Below are 16,130 nucleotides of genomic sequence, written 5' to 3'. Positions count from 1 at the left end.
AAGCCTCCGCTCTATTCCATTTAGAACAGAGCGAGGGCTTACGGTAGATCTTTTAGTCGATTAGAATAGCAGCTAGAATCGCCATGATGAAGAAACCAGCAGCAAGTCCAACAGTTACACGTTGTAGTACAAGCTCCATACCACGAGCTTTTGTTTTACCAAAGAGATGCTCAGCACCGCCAGAGATGGCACCGGAAAGACCCGCGCTTTTCCCCTTTTGCAGAAGAACGACCGCAATAAGACCGACGGAAAAAATCAGGAGCACAACTTTCAAAAAGATATCCATTCACTTCCACCTCCTACGCCTAAGCATCACTATCTATGGTAATTTAGGTTATCACGATACATAAACAGTATTCTTATTTTATCATAGCGCTGTCGGTAATACAACAGCTTAGACTGTTAAGTCGTAGCTTTTCTTGCAAGATAAGGATAAACCTATTAAAGTCTATCTTCTTCAAATCATAAAAAAGACCCGCCATAACGGCGGGTCTTCGAAGTCTGCTATAAAAGCAGATTATCTTTTAAGGTTGTAGAAGGATTTCAGGCCGTTGTATTGAGCCAATTCACCCAACTCATCTTCGATGCGAAGCAATTGGTTGTATTTAGCAACACGGTCTGTACGGGAAGGAGCACCTGTTTTGATTTGACCAGCATTAGTCGCAACAGCGATGTCAGCGATTGTGCTATCTTCGGATTCACCGGAACGGTGGGAGATAACTGCTGTGTAACCAGCACGTTTAGCCATTTCGATAGCATCAAAAGTTTCAGTCAATGTACCAATTTGGTTAACCTTAACCAAGATGGAGTTACCGATACCTTTTTCGATACCTGTTGCAAGACGCTCAGTGTTAGTAACGAACAAGTCGTCACCAACCAATTGGACTTTATCGCCCAATTTTTCAGTAAGCAATTTCCAGCCATCCCAGTCGTCTTCGGACATACCGTCTTCGATTGTGATGATAGGATATTTTTCAACCCATGAAGCAAGAAGGTCAACATACTCAGCGGAAGTGTAAGATTTACCTTCGCCAGCAAGGGTGTATTTACCGTCTTTGTAGAACTCAGTGGAAGCAACGTCCATACCCAAGAATACGTCAACACCTGGTTTGTAACCAGCTTTTTCAATAGCTTCGATGATTGTAGTGATTGCTTCTTCATTCGAACCAAGGTTCGGTGCGAAACCACCTTCGTCACCTACAGCTGTGTTCAGGCCTTTGGATTGAAGTACGGATTTCAAGTTGTGGAAGATTTCAGCACCTGTGCGAAGAGCTTCTTTGAAGCTTGGAGCTCCTACAGGAAGAACCATGAACTCTTGAACGTCGATGTTGTTGTCCGCATGCTCACCACCATTGATGATGTTCATCATTGGTACTGGAAGAGTTTTAGCGTTGAATCCGCCCAGGTATACGTACAAAGGAATATCCAAAGCTGCTGCAGCTGCACGAGCTACTGCCATGGATACAGCTAGGATTGCGTTAGCGCCCAATTTGCCTTTGTTAGGAGTTCCGTCCAAAGTAATCATCAATTTGTCGATGCCCACTTGGTCAAGAGCGTCCATACCGATAACTTCTGGAGCGATGATTTCATTTACGTTCTCAACAGCTTTCAGAACGCCTTTACCCATGTAACGGGATTTGTCGCCATCACGAAGTTCTACAGCTTCGTGAGCACCAGTGGAAGCGCCGGAAGGAACGATAGCGCGGCCTTTAGCACCGGATTCCAGATAAACGTCAACCTCTACAGTAGGGTTACCACGGGAGTCAAGGACTTCGCGAGCATATACATCAGAAATAATAGTCATGTAAGTTAATCTCCTTTTAACATTGTTTTGGTCTTACTTGTATAGCTTAAAATCAAAGGCGTTATACCTTACCTTACTTACGGCTAGCAATCATGGATTGTCCGGTCATTTCCGCAGGTTGCGGAAGTCCCATCAAATCTAGGATTGTTGGTGCTACGTCTGCAAGAATACCGGATTCACGTAATACAACATTCTCAGTAGTCACGATGAACGGAACAGGATTGGTTGTATGAGCTGTGAACGGGCGACCGTTCTCGTCAAATACCATATCTGCATTACCATGGTCAGCGATAATAATGGCAACGCCACCTTTGGCAACAACCGCATCCACTACTTTACCTACACACTCATCCGTCACTTCTACAGCCTTGATTGTTGGTTCCAGCATGCCGGAGTGTCCAACCATATCAGGATTGGCAAAGTTAAGAATGATAGCATCCTGTCTTTCCGCTTCGATTTCCGCTACGCAGGCTGCAGCCACTTCGTATGCGCTCATCTCAGGTTGAAGATCATAGGTCGCCACTTTAGGAGAGTTGATTAAGATCCGAGTTTCACCAGGAAGCTCCTCGTCACGTCCACCGCTGAAGAAGAAGGTTACATGCGGATATTTCTCAGTTTCCGCGATGCGCAGTTGCTTCTTGTTTTGTTGAACAAGCACTTCACCCAATGTGTTATCCAGGTTCTTCGGTGAATAGGCTACATAACCTTGTACCGTTTCGCTGAAAGTAGTTAGGCATACGAAGTGCAGGTTTTGCGGGAACAAAGGACCACGATCGAAACCGCGGAAATCTTGATTCGTGAACACTTGTGACAATTGAATAGCACGGTCAGGACGGAAGTTGAGGAATACGACGGAATCGCCGCTCTCTACTGCCGTTACAGGTTTGCCTTCACTGTTTACAATTACACTAGGTTCAACGAATTCATCAAATACCGAGTTTTCATAAGATGAAGTGATGGCTTGCACAGCATCCGTGTATTTAGGGCCTTCACCATAAACCATAGCACGGTAGGCTTTCTCTACACGTTCCCAACGTTTATCACGATCCATTGCGTAATAACGTCCGGACACCGTTGCAATTGTACCCACGCCAACCTCTTCGATTTTAGCTACTAGATCTTGGACAAACTTCTTCCCACTATCAGGAGCTACGTCACGACCGTCCATAAAAGCATGGATATACACTTCATGCATATCTTCTTTTTTAGCAAGGTCAAGCATAGCAAACAAGTGGTTAATATGGCTATGTACCCCTCCGTCGGATACAAGCGCGTAAAGGTGAAGCTTTTTGCCACTGTTCTTAGCATTTCTAACTGCGCTAACCAGGGTTTCGTTATCGAAGAACTCACCTTCGCGAATCGATTTATCGATACGAGTCAAATCCTGATAAACGATCCGGCCTGCACCAATATTCAAATGCCCTACTTCGGAGTTGCCCATTTGCCCTTCCGGAAGGCCTACAGCTTCACCGCAAGCAGTGAGTGTAGTGTTAGGATATTGTTTCAGGTAACGGTCATAGTTAGGTTTGTTGGCTTGAGCAACGGCATTACCTTCTGTCGTTCCACGCAAACCAAAACCATCCATGATAATCAAAGCTACGGGTTTTGGAGCTGACATCTTACTTCGCCCCCTCAACCAATTGAACGAAGGAATCCGGTTGTAAGCTGGCACCGCCAACAAGCGCACCATCGATGTCGCTTTGGCCCATGTACTCAGTTACATTCTCAGGCTTCACGCTGCCGCCGTATTGAATACGAACAGCTTCAGCTGTTGCTGCATCATACAGATCTTTTACAAGACTGCGGATGTAAGCAATAACTTCGTTAGCATCTTGGGAAGTGGAAGATTTACCTGTGCCAATAGCCCAGATAGGTTCGTATGCAATAACAACTTTTGCTGCTTGCTCGGCACTAAGACCTTGGAATGCAGCTTCAGTTTGTACTTTACATACTGCTTTAGTTTGATCAGCTTCACGCTCTTCGAGCTTTTCGCCAACACATACGATAGGAGTAATTCCGTGACGGAATGCAGCATGCATTTTCTTATTCACGATTTCATCCGTTTCGCCAAAATAAGCACGACGCTCAGAGTGGCCAATGATAACATAGTCCACACCAAGATCACTTAGCATTACACCACTGATCTCGCCTGTGTAAGCACCGTTATCTTCAAAGTGTAGGTTTTGTGCACCAATCTTGATGTCAGTACCTTTTGCAGCTGCTACAAGTGCAGGCAGGTTAGTAAATGGAGCGCAGATTACAGTCTCAACGCCTTCTACTTCTGCTTTGCCTTTAATTTCAGCAATAAAGCTTTCTGCTTCAGGAACTGTTTTGAACATTTTCCAGTTACCTGCAATAATAGGTGTTCTCATGACTTATGTTGCCTCCTTCTTAGGTCTTACTTATCGTTCAGTGCTTCTACGCCAGGAAGCGCCTTGCCTTCCATGAACTCAAGGGATGCACCGCCACCAGTGGAGATATGATCCATTTGATCAGCCAGGTGGAATTTCTCTGCTGCTGCTGCGGAATCTCCGCCACCAATAACAGTGTAACCTTCAGTAGTTGCACAAGCTTTTGCTACTGCAAGTGTACCTTCAGCGAATTTATCGATTTCGAATACGCCCATAGGTCCATTCCAGACAACCAGCTTGGAGTTCTTGATAATATCGGCATAAAGTTCACGAGTCTTAGGTCCGATATCAAGTCCTTCCCAACCTTCTGGGATTTCATTGTAATCAACGATCTTAGTGTTAGCGTCAGCACCAAATTTATCAGCAACAACAACATCAACAGGAAGCATGAAGTTTTTACCAAGTGCTTTTGCTTTTTCGATGAATCCAAGAGCAACGTCAAGTTTGTCGTTGTCTACTAGTGATTTACCGATTTCAAAGCCTTGTGCTTTAGTGAATGTATAAGACAATCCACCGCCGATCAGGACGTTATCAGCCAAAGACAACAAGTTATCAATAACATCAATCTTGTCTTTAACTTTCGAACCACCGATGATCGCAGTGAAAGGACGTTCTGGGTTAGAAAGAGCTTTACCAAGAACGGACAATTCTTTCTCCATCAAAAGACCGGATACAGCTGGTAAGAAATGAGCGATACCTTCTGTCGATGCATGTGCACGGTGAGCCGCACCAAACGCATCATTAACAAACAAATCAGCCAATTCAGCGAATTGTTTAGCCAGTTCAGGATCGTTTTTCTCTTCACCTGGGTAGAAGCGAACATTCTCAAGTACAAGTACGTCGCCTTCGCCTAGCTCAGCGATTTTTGCTTTTACAGCTTCGCCAATTGCTTCGTCAGCTTTAGCTACTGGTTTGCCAAGGAGCTCGGACAGACGTTCAGCAGCAGTAGTCAAACGCATGGAATCTACGAATTCGCCTTTAGGACGACCCATATGACTCGCAAGAATGATCTTTGCACCGTTCCCGATCAAATATTTAATGGTTGGAAGTGTTTCGCGAATACGAGTATCATCAGTAATTTTACCGTCTTCTACAGGTACGTTGAAATCCACGCGTACAAATACGCGCTTACCCTTTACTTCTACATCACGGACGCTTTTTTTGTTCATGATTAATTCCTCCACACCCAAAATTGTTTCTAGCAGGAAACAAGAAATACATTTAGAAAGAGCGGAAACAAGGAATTTCTGTTTCCGCTCTATAGATGTTGCTTATATCAAGTCAATTACTTAGCGATTTTAGCGAATTTCTCCAAAGTACGAACCAATTGTGCAGTGTAGGACATTTCATTGTCATACCAAGCAACAGTTTTAACCAGTTGTTTGTCGCCAACAGTCAATACTTTAGTTTGTGTAGCATCGAACAGGGATCCGAAAGTCATACCTTTGATGTCGGAAGATACGATTTCATCTTCAGTGTAACCATAAGTGTCTGGATCGGAAGCTGCTTTCATTGCTGCGTTGATTTCTTCAACAGTAACGCTCTTATCAAGAACAGTTACAAGTTCAGTCAGGGAACCAGTTGCAACTGGAACACGTTGAGCTGCACCATCCAATTTACCTTTAAGTTCTGGAATAACCAGACCGATTGCTTTAGCAGCACCAGTAGTGTTAGGAATGATGTTCTCAGCTGCTGCACGAGCGCGTCTGAAGTCACCTTTAGCATGTGGAGCATCCAAAGTGTTTTGGTCGCCAGTGTAAGCATGAATTGTAGTCATCAAGCCTTCAACGATACCGAACTTGTCGTTCAGTACTTTTGCCATTGGAGCTAGGCAGTTAGTTGTGCAAGATGCGCCGGAAATAACAGTCTCAGTACCATCAAGAATGTCATCGTTAACGTTGTAAACGACAGTTTTCATGTCGCCAGTAGCTGGAGCGGAGATAACTACTTTCTTAGCTCCACCTTTCAAGTGTTTTTCAGCTGCTTCTTTAGTTGTGAAGAAACCTGTGCACTCAAGTACGATATCAACGCCTAGGTCGCCCCATGGCAATTCTTCAGGGTTGCGGTTAGCAAGAACCTTAACTTCTTTACCATTGACTTTGAAGAAGCCATCATGCACTTCAACATCACCTTGGAATTTACCTTGAGTTGTATCATATTTAAGCAAATGAGCAAGCATCTTAGCGTCAGTCAAGTCGTTGATTGCTACCACTTCGATACCTTCTACATTTTGAATACGGCGGAAAGCAAGGCGTCCAATACGTCCAAAACCGTTAATTCCAACTTTTACACTCATTGAATAGTTCCTCCTAGAATTCGTTTTATTTATTCAAAACAGACGGTGAGGTCTGTCATGACAACAATGTTAAGTATGATGCAAGAAGTATGTTATTGCCTGCAATCTAAAAACTACGAAGATAGCTGTAGTTGATTGTCAATTTCCTTGCCTATTTCTACTGCAGCAGCCTCGTCCGTGACGAGAATATTCTCCTGCCCGAAACGCAGCATGGCATGAATGGCTTTGGCCTTGGGTTTGCCTCCTGCAATACCGATGACTTTCTCTGTCCGAATAATATCTTCTAGACGTAGACCCATCGTAAGCATGGTATGGACAACCTGACCCTCTTCATTGAAATAATAGCCAAAAGATTCGGCCACTGCCCCTTCACCCTGGATTTCCGAGACTGTAGCCTCGTCCAGTTTGCGGCGGCGGGTCATTTCAATGGCATCCCCAATCCCATGTACAATAATACGCGAACTACGGATGGTTTGTACAATCTCTCCAATATTAGAGTCAAGTGCCAGCGATTGGTATGCATCCCCGCTAAGCAAATCAGGGACATGCAACAACCGGTAGTTGGCTCCAACCCGCTTTGCCATGGTTGAGGCAATCGTGTTGGCTTGAATCTCCATACTCTCTCCTAATCCTCCACGCGCCGGAACAAACCAAGCGTTCTTATAGGAAAGGGACAACGGCGGTGCCAGTTGATCAGCCATATCGGCAAGCGTCGATCCACCTGTGACGGCAACTGTATCATCTGCGCGAAGTATACTCAGCAGCGCTTTCGCACCCGCTCGGCCAAGCTCTCGTTTGGTGAACGGCGATGACTCACAATCACCCGGTACTACAATAACTTTATCCAGACCATACGTTGCTCGAATTTTCTCTTCCAGCTCATCCAGACCAAATAGGCTCTTAACAACCGGCTCTAGCAAATCAAGCAGTCTACGTCCAGCAGCGCTAATGCGCATGCCAACACTCTCGATCTCAATAAGCCCTTGCGATTTCAGAAGATCCGTCTCGGCACGCAGTACCCGCTCAGTCATATCTAGCGAAGCGGCTAGCGTTCTGCGCCCAATAATATCGGACAGCATGATCTGATGAAGAATCGTGTACCGTCTCTTAAGGGTTTCCATGAGATCAGGCAGAAGCTGCTTTTGGATATCTAATAAATTACGCATACTTTCACTCCTGCAACTTCGTCTTCCTCTATTCCCTTGTTCATGGTCTCAAAACGTCCCGGGTAAACTTTTTAAGTCCCACCCATATTCTAACCAAATATTGCTCGAAGCGCAAGTCTTCCGAGAGTAGAATTCTCAAGCGCTTGTCTTCTTATACATTAATAAGGTCAGAAAAAGATATAGCGCCAGATGCCTGTCCCTAGAGCGCTTGTCCAGTATTAATATTACATTGCAATTGTGTAAAAATTGTATTATAATCATTTTTGTTGCGCCCGTGGTCCAATGGATATGACGTAGGCCTCCGAAGCCTGAGATCCAAGTTCGATTCTTGGCGGGCGCGCCATTAATTTCATTTTTGCACATAATTTAGTAGTGCCTATACTACTACTTAACCAAAGAGCCGCTTGTCGGCTCTTTTTTTTGAATATAAGTTTGACTTTCTTTGACTTTTTGTTTGAATTTGTTTATCATGTGGGTAATACGGCAAGAGTAAAAATGAATACATTTAAAGAACCAATATCAAGGAGGTTTTCCACGTGAGTTATATTCCTATGGTAGTAGAACAGAGCAACCGCGGCGAGCGCGCTTATGACATCTATTCCCGCCTGCTGAAGGACCGCATCATTTTCCTTGGAACGGAGGTTAATGACGTGGTAGCCAATTCTATCATCGCACAAATGCTGTTCTTAGCTGCCGAAGATCCTGACAAGGACATTCACCTCTACGTGAATAGTCCAGGCGGTTCCATTACTGCAGGTATGGCTATTTTTGATACAATGCAGTACATTAAACCAGACGTTTCCACCATTTGTGTGGGTATGGCAGCTTCCATGGGAGCTTTCCTGCTAAACGCTGGCGCCAAAGGCAAACGCTTCGCACTGCCTAACAGCGAGATTATGATCCACCAGCCTCTGGGTGGTGCTCAAGGTCAAGCAACGGACATTGAAATCCGTGCCCGCCGCATCCTCAAATTGCGCGATAAGCTGAACCGTATTCTAGCAGAACGTACGGGTCAACCTCTAGAACGTATTGAGAAGGATACAGATCGCGACTACTTCATGACTGCTGCAGACGCGGCTGAATACGGTATCGTAGATAAAGTAATCGAGAAGACATTGCCTAGCGGTGTGTAAGCTATAAAGTAAAAATATAAAGAGGCTGTGCTCTATCCGTTATGGTTAGAGCACAGCCTCTTTATATTTTATAGAAGACCTAAATCCAATTAAGCCAGCCCGCCATAACCTAGCGCATCCAGCTTCTCGGCAATTACGCGATAACCCCGGCCATTCGGATGCAAATGATCAATGGATAACAGCCCTCTCTCATTTCCTGCGAACTCACTGTAAATCGAAGCAAATCCACATACTCGGCTGCTGTACTGTGCTGCGTATTGATTAAACTGCCTGACCCACTCTGTCGCACCAACCACCTGAGGATAGGGGTTATATAATCCCACAATTCTAATGATAAAAGGTCTACGCGTCCTCGCCTTCAATTGTATAAGGATATTCATAATTGCAGAGAAATTTTGTTTGCATTCCTGAAGCGATCTGCGCAGTTCTGCGGATAAGTTGCCTTGCTGTCTTGCTGCTGATTTGGCCGCGTGAATCAAATCATTACCACCGATAGACACAGTGATGATATCGGCTACTCGAACGGCCTCACGCATCATGGAATTTCCGCGCAGCCGCTGCTCCAGCTCTGAAGTAGTCATTCCGTTCACGCCTAAATTCGTAGAGGCTACAGTAGTCCGCAGTCTCCCTTCTGCCATTCTACGGTACACCGGTACAAAACCGTTACCTGGCAGAGCACCAAATCCAGTCGTCAAGGAATCGCCAATTGCAGTATATTGGTAGCCCATAGCTCTCCCCCGTTCATAAACTAGTTACTCCCTTTAGCATATGAACAAGAGACAACTCTGGTAAGGGGGAGATGTCTTGTGCCGACATTAGCGGAGACGACGCATTTCCATTTATTTCATGCCAGCAAACGGGCTACTGCCATCCGGCAAAAGCTCTTTGAAACTAAAAGTATACTCAGGGAAGCCTGCAGCATACGCTGTGTACTCATATAATTGGAAGAACAGAACAACCTTGTCGTCCTTCAGATAGAAATATTTCTCCGTATTCAATCCGTTGAATCCTCCCAAATAACTATCCTCTGCCTTCAGCAGCTTGCTCAGCTTTGCATTCAGCTGTTTTTTGTAGTTTGGATTAGCTCCAAACAGGTCGCCCAACAGTAGACGTTTACCATCCTTAAGCGAGAAGGTGAAGGCTTCACGGTTAGTCATTCCATGGGCGCCGCCCGTATCACTATACTGATGCATCACTATGCTGATCACACCATTCTGATTGTAGGTCACTACATAACCTGAATCATAGGTGTATTTGGGCTCTGCTCCATCTCGATCGGAGATATCCTGTTCTGCACCCGCCGCGAATTTCATAACACTTTCCTTCAAAGTATTATTAATAGCTTGTTGCGCACTGGAGTTGCCCAATCCACTGATCTTCGGATAATCAAGCTGAATAAAAGCTTCTGCCCGATCTTTAGCATAAGTTTCCGTGGTTACCGTCAGCGCGTTCTGCGGTCTGTTCACCACATTCAGCCTACTGGCGGCCCGACTCCAATCTACCTTATAACCCATATAATCATTTAACAATCCTGATGGAACATAGAGGCGATTATTAATTAACTTCCCTTCATACTCTCGAATGAAATAGTTGTTCACCCACACAGAAGTACCGTAGCTGGATAACATCAACTTGGCCTTGGCCGATCCTTTTCCAATCATGTACGCATTTTCCTTCTTATCATACACAAGCGGTAATCCCAACACATCTCGCATAAAAGTTATGGGAATCCAGGCCAGTCCTTCCTTCAAAATACCTTCCTGCAACGAATTTATCCCGTTTGCCTTTAAAACGATACGCGAATCAATAGCTTTATTCTCCGTTTTACTAGCTGCTGCATAACCCGTTTCGCTGGGCAGCAGGCCTCCAACAAACAATAAACCTGCTGACATCAGACCTATGCCCCATTTGCGCGCTGATTCTTTTGAAATAATATTCATCATCTTATTTTTCCTCTCCTTTCCAATTTATTAAACAGAATCGTAGAGAACTTACACAAAAAAAGAGGCGCCCCCCACTATTACTAGTGGAAGATCACCTCTCCTCTCTGCATTCACCTTGTTCTGATACTATTTCAATTCATACATTACGCTCAGCTGAGTTGTAACTTTAACTACTCCGGGTTGCACGGATGTACTTGCACCAGCATCTGCTGCAGCCATATTCATTTTTAGATTCTGTTCAAAATAAACCGGAGTGATATCGCCATCATTTTGGCTGACCGTGATCACTTGACCCAAGCTGCGTTTAGCTGCCTTAGCAATAGCCCCTGCTTTAACATCTGCATTCGCCATCGCTTTTTCAATCACCTGAGCTTCAAATGCAGAAGTATCTTCCACAGAAAAACGTGCATTTCCGATATTATTCGCCCCTGCCGCAGATGCAGCGTCCAGCAATTCACCAACCTTGGTCAGATCTCTATAAGACACTAACAGCGTATGATTGGCGTTGTACCCCTTCACTTGCTGTCCTTCTTTTTCGCTGTAACTATAATTGGGTTGCACATAAAACTGCGTGCTTTGAATATCTTTATCTGCAATTTTCCAAGTATTCTTCAGTAAAGTCATAATCTTCTGAATTTTAGCGGCATTGGTCTTCTGCGCTTCTTGCGCAGTTGTGGCCGTAGTATCCACACCGATGGACAAGTATACGATATCCGGCTTGAGGGACAATTCGCCTTTACCTACTACACTAACGACATTTTTCTGCACTTCATCTGCGTAAGCCTTTGCAGGACCTTGGAAAACACCACTCATGCTGATCCCTCCAATTAACAAACTCCCTACGATCATCACTGAACCAATTTTCTTCAATAAACCTTTCATATTTGCCAGCCCCTTTCATTTCTTGTGATTTGTTATTATCCTCTAGACGAGTCATTTTGGTAAATGTTGCACGTTCTCCATCTATTTTTTGGTATTAAAAAAAGCCCCGAAGGGCTTTTGGTCATGCGATAAATAAAGTCTTCCTAGCAGAAACGATGTTGTCTTCCTATTATTGGTTCTCAAGCTCTTCTTTGCTGACCAGACTTGTCAAAGCGTTTACAGCTTGATCGGCATCCGCACCGTCCGCGCTAATGTAAATCTCCGTGCCGGAACTGATAGCGAGGCTCATAATCCCCATAATACTTTTAGCATTTACTTTTTTATCATCTTTTTCCACGAAAATCTCCGACGAAAACTTGTTAGCTTCTTGCACAAACAATGCTGCCGGTCGGGCATGAAGCCCTGTCTTCAACCGAACAACTACCGGGTGCTTTGTCATGAAACGCTTACCCCCTAATTGAGTTCTCCCCAAAAGTTTCACATTAATTTTATATTATTATATCATTATAACGTAAACCACACTAGAAAAAAAGTAATTAGCCGCCTCGAACCTTGTCCGCCAGCTCATCAATCTTACGAAGCCGATGATTTACTCCCGACTTACTGACTGTACCTTTGAGCATTTCACCAACCTCCTTGAGGTTGATATCTGGATGCGCCATTCGAATTTCTGCTACTTCACGCAGTTTATCCGGCAAATTCTCCAGTCCCATTTCTCGCTGCAACAGCTTGATATTTTCAATCTGCCGCACCGCAGCACTTATAGTTTTGTTGAGATTTGCGGTCTCGCAGTTCACGATCCGATTCACGGAATTACGCATATCGCGCATAATTCTTACATCCTCAAATTTGAACAGCGCCTGATGCGCTCCAATCAAACTTAAGAATTCAATAATCTTCTCGCCTTCTTTAATGTAAAGAATGAACCCTTTTTTACGTTCAATACAGCGTGCGTTTAGGTGGAATTCCCCAGCCAGATCCACTAATGCTTTACAATGTTCCTCATACATCGAGGAAATCTCCAAATGGTAGGAGGAGCCTTCCGGATTATTAACCGATCCGCCAGCCAGAAAGGCACCGCGCAAATAAGCACGCTTGCAGCAGTTATTCCCAACAATCTCATCATCAATACCATCGGTAAAAATAAATCCTTCCGACACAATTCTAAGATCCTTTAGGATCTCTTGTACACGGTTTGGGATTCTGACGATATAGACGTTATTTTTCTTCAAACGCATTTTTTTACGCACGAGTAGCTCAATATGGACCTGGTAATATTTCTTAAGTAAAGAATATACCCGCCTTGCAATCGCGGCGTTCTCCGTCGAAATGTCGAGAATAACCTTTTTGCTTGAAAGCTGCACAGATCCATTCATACGGATAAGCGCTGACATTTCCGCCTTCTCGCAGCAGGGTTCACTCTCCACCATCGTCAGCTCTTTTTTGGTAAGGGCCGCAAAAGACAAGGGTCTCACCTCTTTCTTGATAAGTACTTCGTTCTCATCTATAAGTTATACCCTAGGGTTTCTGTTTATCCAATCCTGCACAAGCTGATAAATGTGATGGCTAAGCTTATCGGTATCATGTCTCAAATAAGTTCGGAATAAAACCAGTTTATCGGCTATAACCTTGTATCCATTGCCATCCAGCGCTTCTTTATCAAGCTGCACCGGGCGCGCGCCCTTCTCGGCGTACTTCGTCTGGACCTGTTCCGGAATCTCACCGTCATTAACAATAACATAATCGAATAAATCGATCCCGATATGATCATATACAGCTTGAAGATGATCGCTGACGGTATAGTTATCCGTTTCACCCGGCTGAGTCATTACGTTGCAGACGAAAATTTTGATAGCATTCGAAGATACAACCGCTTCTGCCAGTTTCGGAACAAGCAGGTTGGGAAGAATGCTCGTATACAGACTGCCAGGACCCAGCAGGATCGCATCTGCATTCCGAATCGCCTCAAGCGCTTCGGGCAACGGTTCTACATCTGGCGGCTCCAAGGACACTCGTCTGATGATCCCGCCAGCTTCAGGGATTTTGGACTCCCCCGTGATAATCGTGCCGTCCGACATTTCTGCATGCAGGATTACAGCCTCACCGGCCGCAGGCAATACCCGGCCGCGAACAGCGAATAATCGACTGAGCTCCCGTACAGCTGTAACGAAATCGCCGGATATATCCGTGAGCGCAGCAAGAATCAAGTTGCCGAGACTATGACCAGCTAGTCCCTCACCCGTGTTGAAACGGTATCTCATAATCTCTGCCATGAGCGGCTCAACATCAGCCATAGCTGTCAATACGTTGCGGATGTCCCCAGGAGGAGGCATTTGCAGTTCACTGCGCAAAATACCTGAGCTTCCCCCATCATCGGCAACGGTAACAATAGCAGTAATATCTAATGGCTTCTCTTTTAAACCACGAAGCATAACAGATAACCCCGTGCCACCGCCCATAACGACGATACGTGGACGCTGTCTTTGTTCTTCAGCCACTATGACCCCTTCTCTCTAGTGCCGATCACGCTCGGAATCCCGATGACTAACGGTTACGGATTCCGTCTCGCTAACGCCCAGCATTTTACCCAAATACTCAGATATGGCTACGGAACGGTGTTTACCTCCCGTACAGCCAATGCCAATGATAATCTGGGACTTACCTTCCTTGCGATATTGCGGAATTAGAAAATGAAGCATATCGAGCAGTTTGGTCAGGAACACCTGTGTTTCAGGCCACTTCATTACATAATCGTAGACTTCACTGTCCTGGCCGGTTTTAGGCCGCAGATGGTCCACATAATGTGGGTTAGGCAAGAAGCGGACATCAAAGACAAGATCTGCATCAATAGGGATACCGTACTTAAATCCGAAGGATGTAATATTGACGGAAAGCGTACTTTTTCCTAGATGCGAAAACCGTGAAACGATCTTCTCCTTAAGCTGCACGGGCTTCATACTGCTGGTATCTAAACATAACGTAGCTGAATTTTTCAATTCTTCAAGCATTTTACGTTCTAGCTTGATACCATCAAGCGGCAGCCCCTTAGGTGCTAATGGATGATGACGTCGACTTTCCTTGTAACGCTGAACAAGTACTGAATCTGTAGCATCCAAAAACAAGATCTCACAGCCAATGGTTGACTCATCCTTGATATAGGCAAGAGACTCAGACAAAGCAGTGAAGAATTCTCGACCACGCAGGTCAATTACAAGGGCTACCTTGGCAATCTTACCCTTCGACTGTTCAATTAGCTCTGCGAACTTGGGAATCAGCACCGGTGGTAAATTATCGACACAGAAGAACCCTAGGTCTTCCAGACTCTGTACAGCAATTGTCTTCCCCGCACCTGACATTCCCGTAATAATAATCAGGGTGGCTCCAGCCGTTGGGGTATTGTCCAATTCGGTCATAAAAGCGTCCCCTCCCTAGATTTAGTATATGAATACTTCCCGTCTTTTAAGAACGCAGCAAAAGGCCGGCAGCCCCAACAATACCTGCGTCATTACCAAGCTCAGCTGGAATAATCGAAACACCAGTTTGAAGCGGAGCCGGTGTCAATTTCGCAAACACACGACGAACCTCATCAAATAGAATATCTCCAGCCTTAGACACACCGCCGCCAACGATAAATACTTCAGGGTTAAGCACAGCCGCAACAGAAGCCATGGATTTACCCAGATAGTACGCTGCACGATTCACTATACGGATAGCTACTTCATCGCCAGCCTTAGCCGCATCAAAGACTTCTTTCGCAGCAATCTTCTCTACCATAGAGAGGGAAGTACGATCGCCACGAGCTACTGCATCATTAGCCATGCGGATAATACCTGTGGCGGAGGAAACGGTTTCCAGACAGCCCATGTTGCCACAGCCGCATTGAATAGCTTCCAGATCCGGCACTACTGTGATATGACCAAGCTCACCAGCTAATCCCGCAAAGCCTTGATAAATCTTTCCATTAATAATAATTCCGCCACCGACACCTGTTCCAAGCGTATAGCAGACACAGTTATCAACGCCACGTCCCGCACCACTCCAAGCTTCGCCCAGTGCAGCCACATTCGCATCATTGTCTATTTTGACAGGCTTGTTCCAACGATCTTCCAAAATGGAACGGATCGGCACATCTCTAAATCCTATGTTAGGCGCAAGGATGATGATTCCTTCACGAATATTTGTGAACCCGGCTACACCCGCTCCTACACCTGCAAGCTGATCCCAAGAGTACGGGGAATCCTCCACAATTTGGCGTACATACTTCTCGATATTATCGATAACAGTATCGACACCCTCTGCAGTTCCTGTAGGTCCCTCATAAGTATGTAGCAGGGTACCTTCAGCATTACAGATTCCAACCTTAATTGCAGTTCCACCCAAATCCACGCCAACGTAGATATTCTCAGACATGTAACAAGCCACCTTTTTTTATACTAAAATAGTTAATCCTAAGTACCAACTATAATAGAAGCCCTCTCTGTGGTCAAGGAAAGAC

General features: G+C 45.1%; 16 protein-coding genes and 1 tRNA gene. 2 read left to right on the top strand and 15 right to left on the bottom strand.

The window, feature by feature from the left end:
• Positions 1 to 52: 52 nt before the first annotated feature.
• The 7 genes from secG to NST40_RS00915 form a co-directional block, all read right to left on the bottom strand.
• Entirely contained in the window at positions 53 to 286 is a 234-nt protein-coding gene (gene secG, locus NST40_RS00945; protein WP_076126868.1) for a preprotein translocase subunit SecG, read from the bottom strand.
• Positions 287 to 517: 231 nt separating this feature from the next.
• A complete protein-coding gene (gene eno, locus NST40_RS00940; protein WP_036687130.1) occupies positions 518 to 1,804 on the bottom strand; it encodes a phosphopyruvate hydratase in 1,287 nt (428 codons plus the stop codon).
• 73 nt (positions 1,805 to 1,877) lie between these two features.
• Positions 1,878 to 3,422, bottom strand: a complete 1,545-nt coding sequence (gpmI, locus tag NST40_RS00935) for a 2,3-bisphosphoglycerate-independent phosphoglycerate mutase (protein WP_076277724.1) — start codon at positions 3,420 to 3,422, stop codon at positions 1,878 to 1,880.
• A gap of 1 nt (position 3,423) precedes the next feature.
• On the bottom strand, positions 3,424 to 4,176 hold the full coding sequence (gene tpiA, locus NST40_RS00930) for a triose-phosphate isomerase (RefSeq protein ID WP_076126864.1): 753 nt from the start codon (positions 4,174 to 4,176) through the stop codon (positions 3,424 to 3,426).
• A gap of 26 nt (positions 4,177 to 4,202) precedes the next feature.
• The gene (locus NST40_RS00925; RefSeq protein WP_076277723.1) at positions 4,203 to 5,384 is read right to left on the bottom strand and encodes a phosphoglycerate kinase; all 1,182 of its coding nucleotides are present in this window, start codon (positions 5,382 to 5,384) and stop codon (positions 4,203 to 4,205) included.
• A gap of 116 nt (positions 5,385 to 5,500) precedes the next feature.
• Positions 5,501 to 6,511 carry a type I glyceraldehyde-3-phosphate dehydrogenase gene (gap, locus tag NST40_RS00920; RefSeq protein ID WP_036687120.1) on the bottom strand — a complete coding sequence of 337 codons (1,011 nt, stop codon included), beginning with the start codon at positions 6,509 to 6,511 and terminating at the stop codon, positions 5,501 to 5,503.
• A gap of 113 nt (positions 6,512 to 6,624) precedes the next feature.
• Entirely contained in the window at positions 6,625 to 7,677 is a 1,053-nt protein-coding gene (locus tag NST40_RS00915; protein WP_076126862.1) for a sugar-binding domain-containing protein, read from the bottom strand.
• Positions 7,678 to 7,945: 268 nt separating this feature from the next.
• Here NST40_RS00915 and NST40_RS00910 point away from each other — a divergent pair.
• Together NST40_RS00910 and clpP are read left to right on the top strand one after the other, a co-directional pair.
• Positions 7,946 to 8,020: transfer RNA gene (locus NST40_RS00910), tRNA-Arg, on the top strand.
• Between the two features lie 193 nt (positions 8,021 to 8,213).
• Positions 8,214 to 8,810 (top strand): ATP-dependent Clp endopeptidase proteolytic subunit ClpP, encoded by a 597-nt coding sequence (gene clpP / locus NST40_RS00905; protein WP_036687113.1) that lies wholly within the window; start codon positions 8,214 to 8,216, stop codon positions 8,808 to 8,810.
• 89 nt (positions 8,811 to 8,899) lie between these two features.
• Here clpP and NST40_RS00900 read toward each other — a convergent pair whose 3' ends face one another.
• From NST40_RS00900 to NST40_RS00865, 8 genes are all read right to left on the bottom strand, one after another.
• On the bottom strand, positions 8,900 to 9,538 hold the full coding sequence (locus NST40_RS00900) for a GDSL-type esterase/lipase family protein (RefSeq protein ID WP_076186860.1): 639 nt from the start codon (positions 9,536 to 9,538) through the stop codon (positions 8,900 to 8,902).
• Positions 9,539 to 9,649: 111 nt separating this feature from the next.
• Complete coding sequence (locus NST40_RS00895) at positions 9,650 to 10,753, bottom strand: DUF4163 domain-containing protein (RefSeq protein ID WP_076277722.1); 1,104 nt, start codon at positions 10,751 to 10,753, stop codon at positions 9,650 to 9,652.
• A gap of 126 nt (positions 10,754 to 10,879) precedes the next feature.
• A complete protein-coding gene (locus tag NST40_RS00890) occupies positions 10,880 to 11,635 on the bottom strand; it encodes an SIMPL domain-containing protein (protein ID WP_076126857.1) in 756 nt (251 codons plus the stop codon).
• A 169-nt stretch (positions 11,636 to 11,804) separates the two neighbouring features.
• Complete coding sequence (locus NST40_RS00885) at positions 11,805 to 12,074, bottom strand: HPr family phosphocarrier protein (protein WP_036687106.1); 270 nt, start codon at positions 12,072 to 12,074, stop codon at positions 11,805 to 11,807.
• Between the two features lie 97 nt (positions 12,075 to 12,171).
• Positions 12,172 to 13,101: a DNA-binding protein WhiA gene (gene whiA, locus NST40_RS00880; protein ID WP_036687104.1), complete on the bottom strand. Its 930-nt coding sequence runs from the start codon at positions 13,099 to 13,101 to the stop codon at positions 12,172 to 12,174.
• Positions 13,102 to 13,146: 45 nt separating this feature from the next.
• Positions 13,147 to 14,094, bottom strand: coding sequence for a YvcK family protein (locus NST40_RS00875; protein ID WP_169744815.1), 948 nt, complete (start codon positions 14,092 to 14,094; stop codon positions 13,147 to 13,149).
• Between the two features lie 54 nt (positions 14,095 to 14,148).
• Positions 14,149 to 15,048 (bottom strand): RNase adapter RapZ, encoded by a 900-nt coding sequence (rapZ, locus tag NST40_RS00870; RefSeq protein WP_076126855.1) that lies wholly within the window; start codon positions 15,046 to 15,048, stop codon positions 14,149 to 14,151.
• A 46-nt stretch (positions 15,049 to 15,094) separates the two neighbouring features.
• On the bottom strand, positions 15,095 to 16,045 hold the full coding sequence (locus NST40_RS00865) for an ROK family glucokinase (RefSeq protein ID WP_036687097.1): 951 nt from the start codon (positions 16,043 to 16,045) through the stop codon (positions 15,095 to 15,097).
• Positions 16,046 to 16,130 lie beyond the last annotated feature (85 nt).

Source organism: Paenibacillus sp. FSL R10-2778 (assembly GCF_038593035.1).
In the GTDB taxonomy this organism is placed as follows: domain Bacteria; phylum Bacillota; class Bacilli; order Paenibacillales; family Paenibacillaceae; genus Paenibacillus_AQ; species Paenibacillus_AQ odorifer.
Note: the sequence above shows the minus strand (reverse complement) of the source record. Positions and strands in the feature narration are given on the sequence as shown.

Coding starts and splice junctions, on each gene's coding strand:
- secG (WP_076126868.1), bottom strand. CDS start 286: ATGGATATCTTTTTGAAAGTTGTGCTCCTGATTTTTTCCGTCGGTCTT.
- eno (WP_036687130.1), bottom strand. CDS start 1,804: ATGACTATTATTTCTGATGTATATGCTCGCGAAGTCCTTGACTCCCGT.
- gpmI (WP_076277724.1), bottom strand. CDS start 3,422: ATGTCAGCTCCAAAACCCGTAGCTTTGATTATCATGGATGGTTTTGGT.
- tpiA (WP_076126864.1), bottom strand. CDS start 4,176: ATGAGAACACCTATTATTGCAGGTAACTGGAAAATGTTCAAAACAGTT.
- NST40_RS00925 (WP_076277723.1), bottom strand. CDS start 5,384: ATGAACAAAAAAAGCGTCCGTGATGTAGAAGTAAAGGGTAAGCGCGTA.
- gap (WP_036687120.1), bottom strand. CDS start 6,511: ATGAGTGTAAAAGTTGGAATTAACGGTTTTGGACGTATTGGACGCCTT.
- NST40_RS00915 (WP_076126862.1), bottom strand. CDS start 7,677: ATGCGTAATTTATTAGATATCCAAAAGCAGCTTCTGCCTGATCTCATG.
- NST40_RS00900 (WP_076186860.1), bottom strand. CDS start 9,538: ATGGGCTACCAATATACTGCAATTGGCGATTCCTTGACGACTGGATTT.
- NST40_RS00895 (WP_076277722.1), bottom strand. CDS start 10,753: ATGATGAATATTATTTCAAAAGAATCAGCGCGCAAATGGGGCATAGGT.
- NST40_RS00890 (WP_076126857.1), bottom strand. CDS start 11,635: ATGAAAGGTTTATTGAAGAAAATTGGTTCAGTGATGATCGTAGGGAGT.
- NST40_RS00885 (WP_036687106.1), bottom strand. CDS start 12,074: ATGACAAAGCACCCGGTAGTTGTTCGGTTGAAGACAGGGCTTCATGCC.
- NST40_RS00875 (WP_169744815.1), bottom strand. CDS start 14,094: ATGGGCGGTGGCACGGGGTTATCTGTTATGCTTCGTGGTTTAAAAGAG.
- rapZ (WP_076126855.1), bottom strand. CDS start 15,048: ATGACCGAATTGGACAATACCCCAACGGCTGGAGCCACCCTGATTATT.
- NST40_RS00865 (WP_036687097.1), bottom strand. CDS start 16,045: ATGTCTGAGAATATCTACGTTGGCGTGGATTTGGGTGGAACTGCAATT.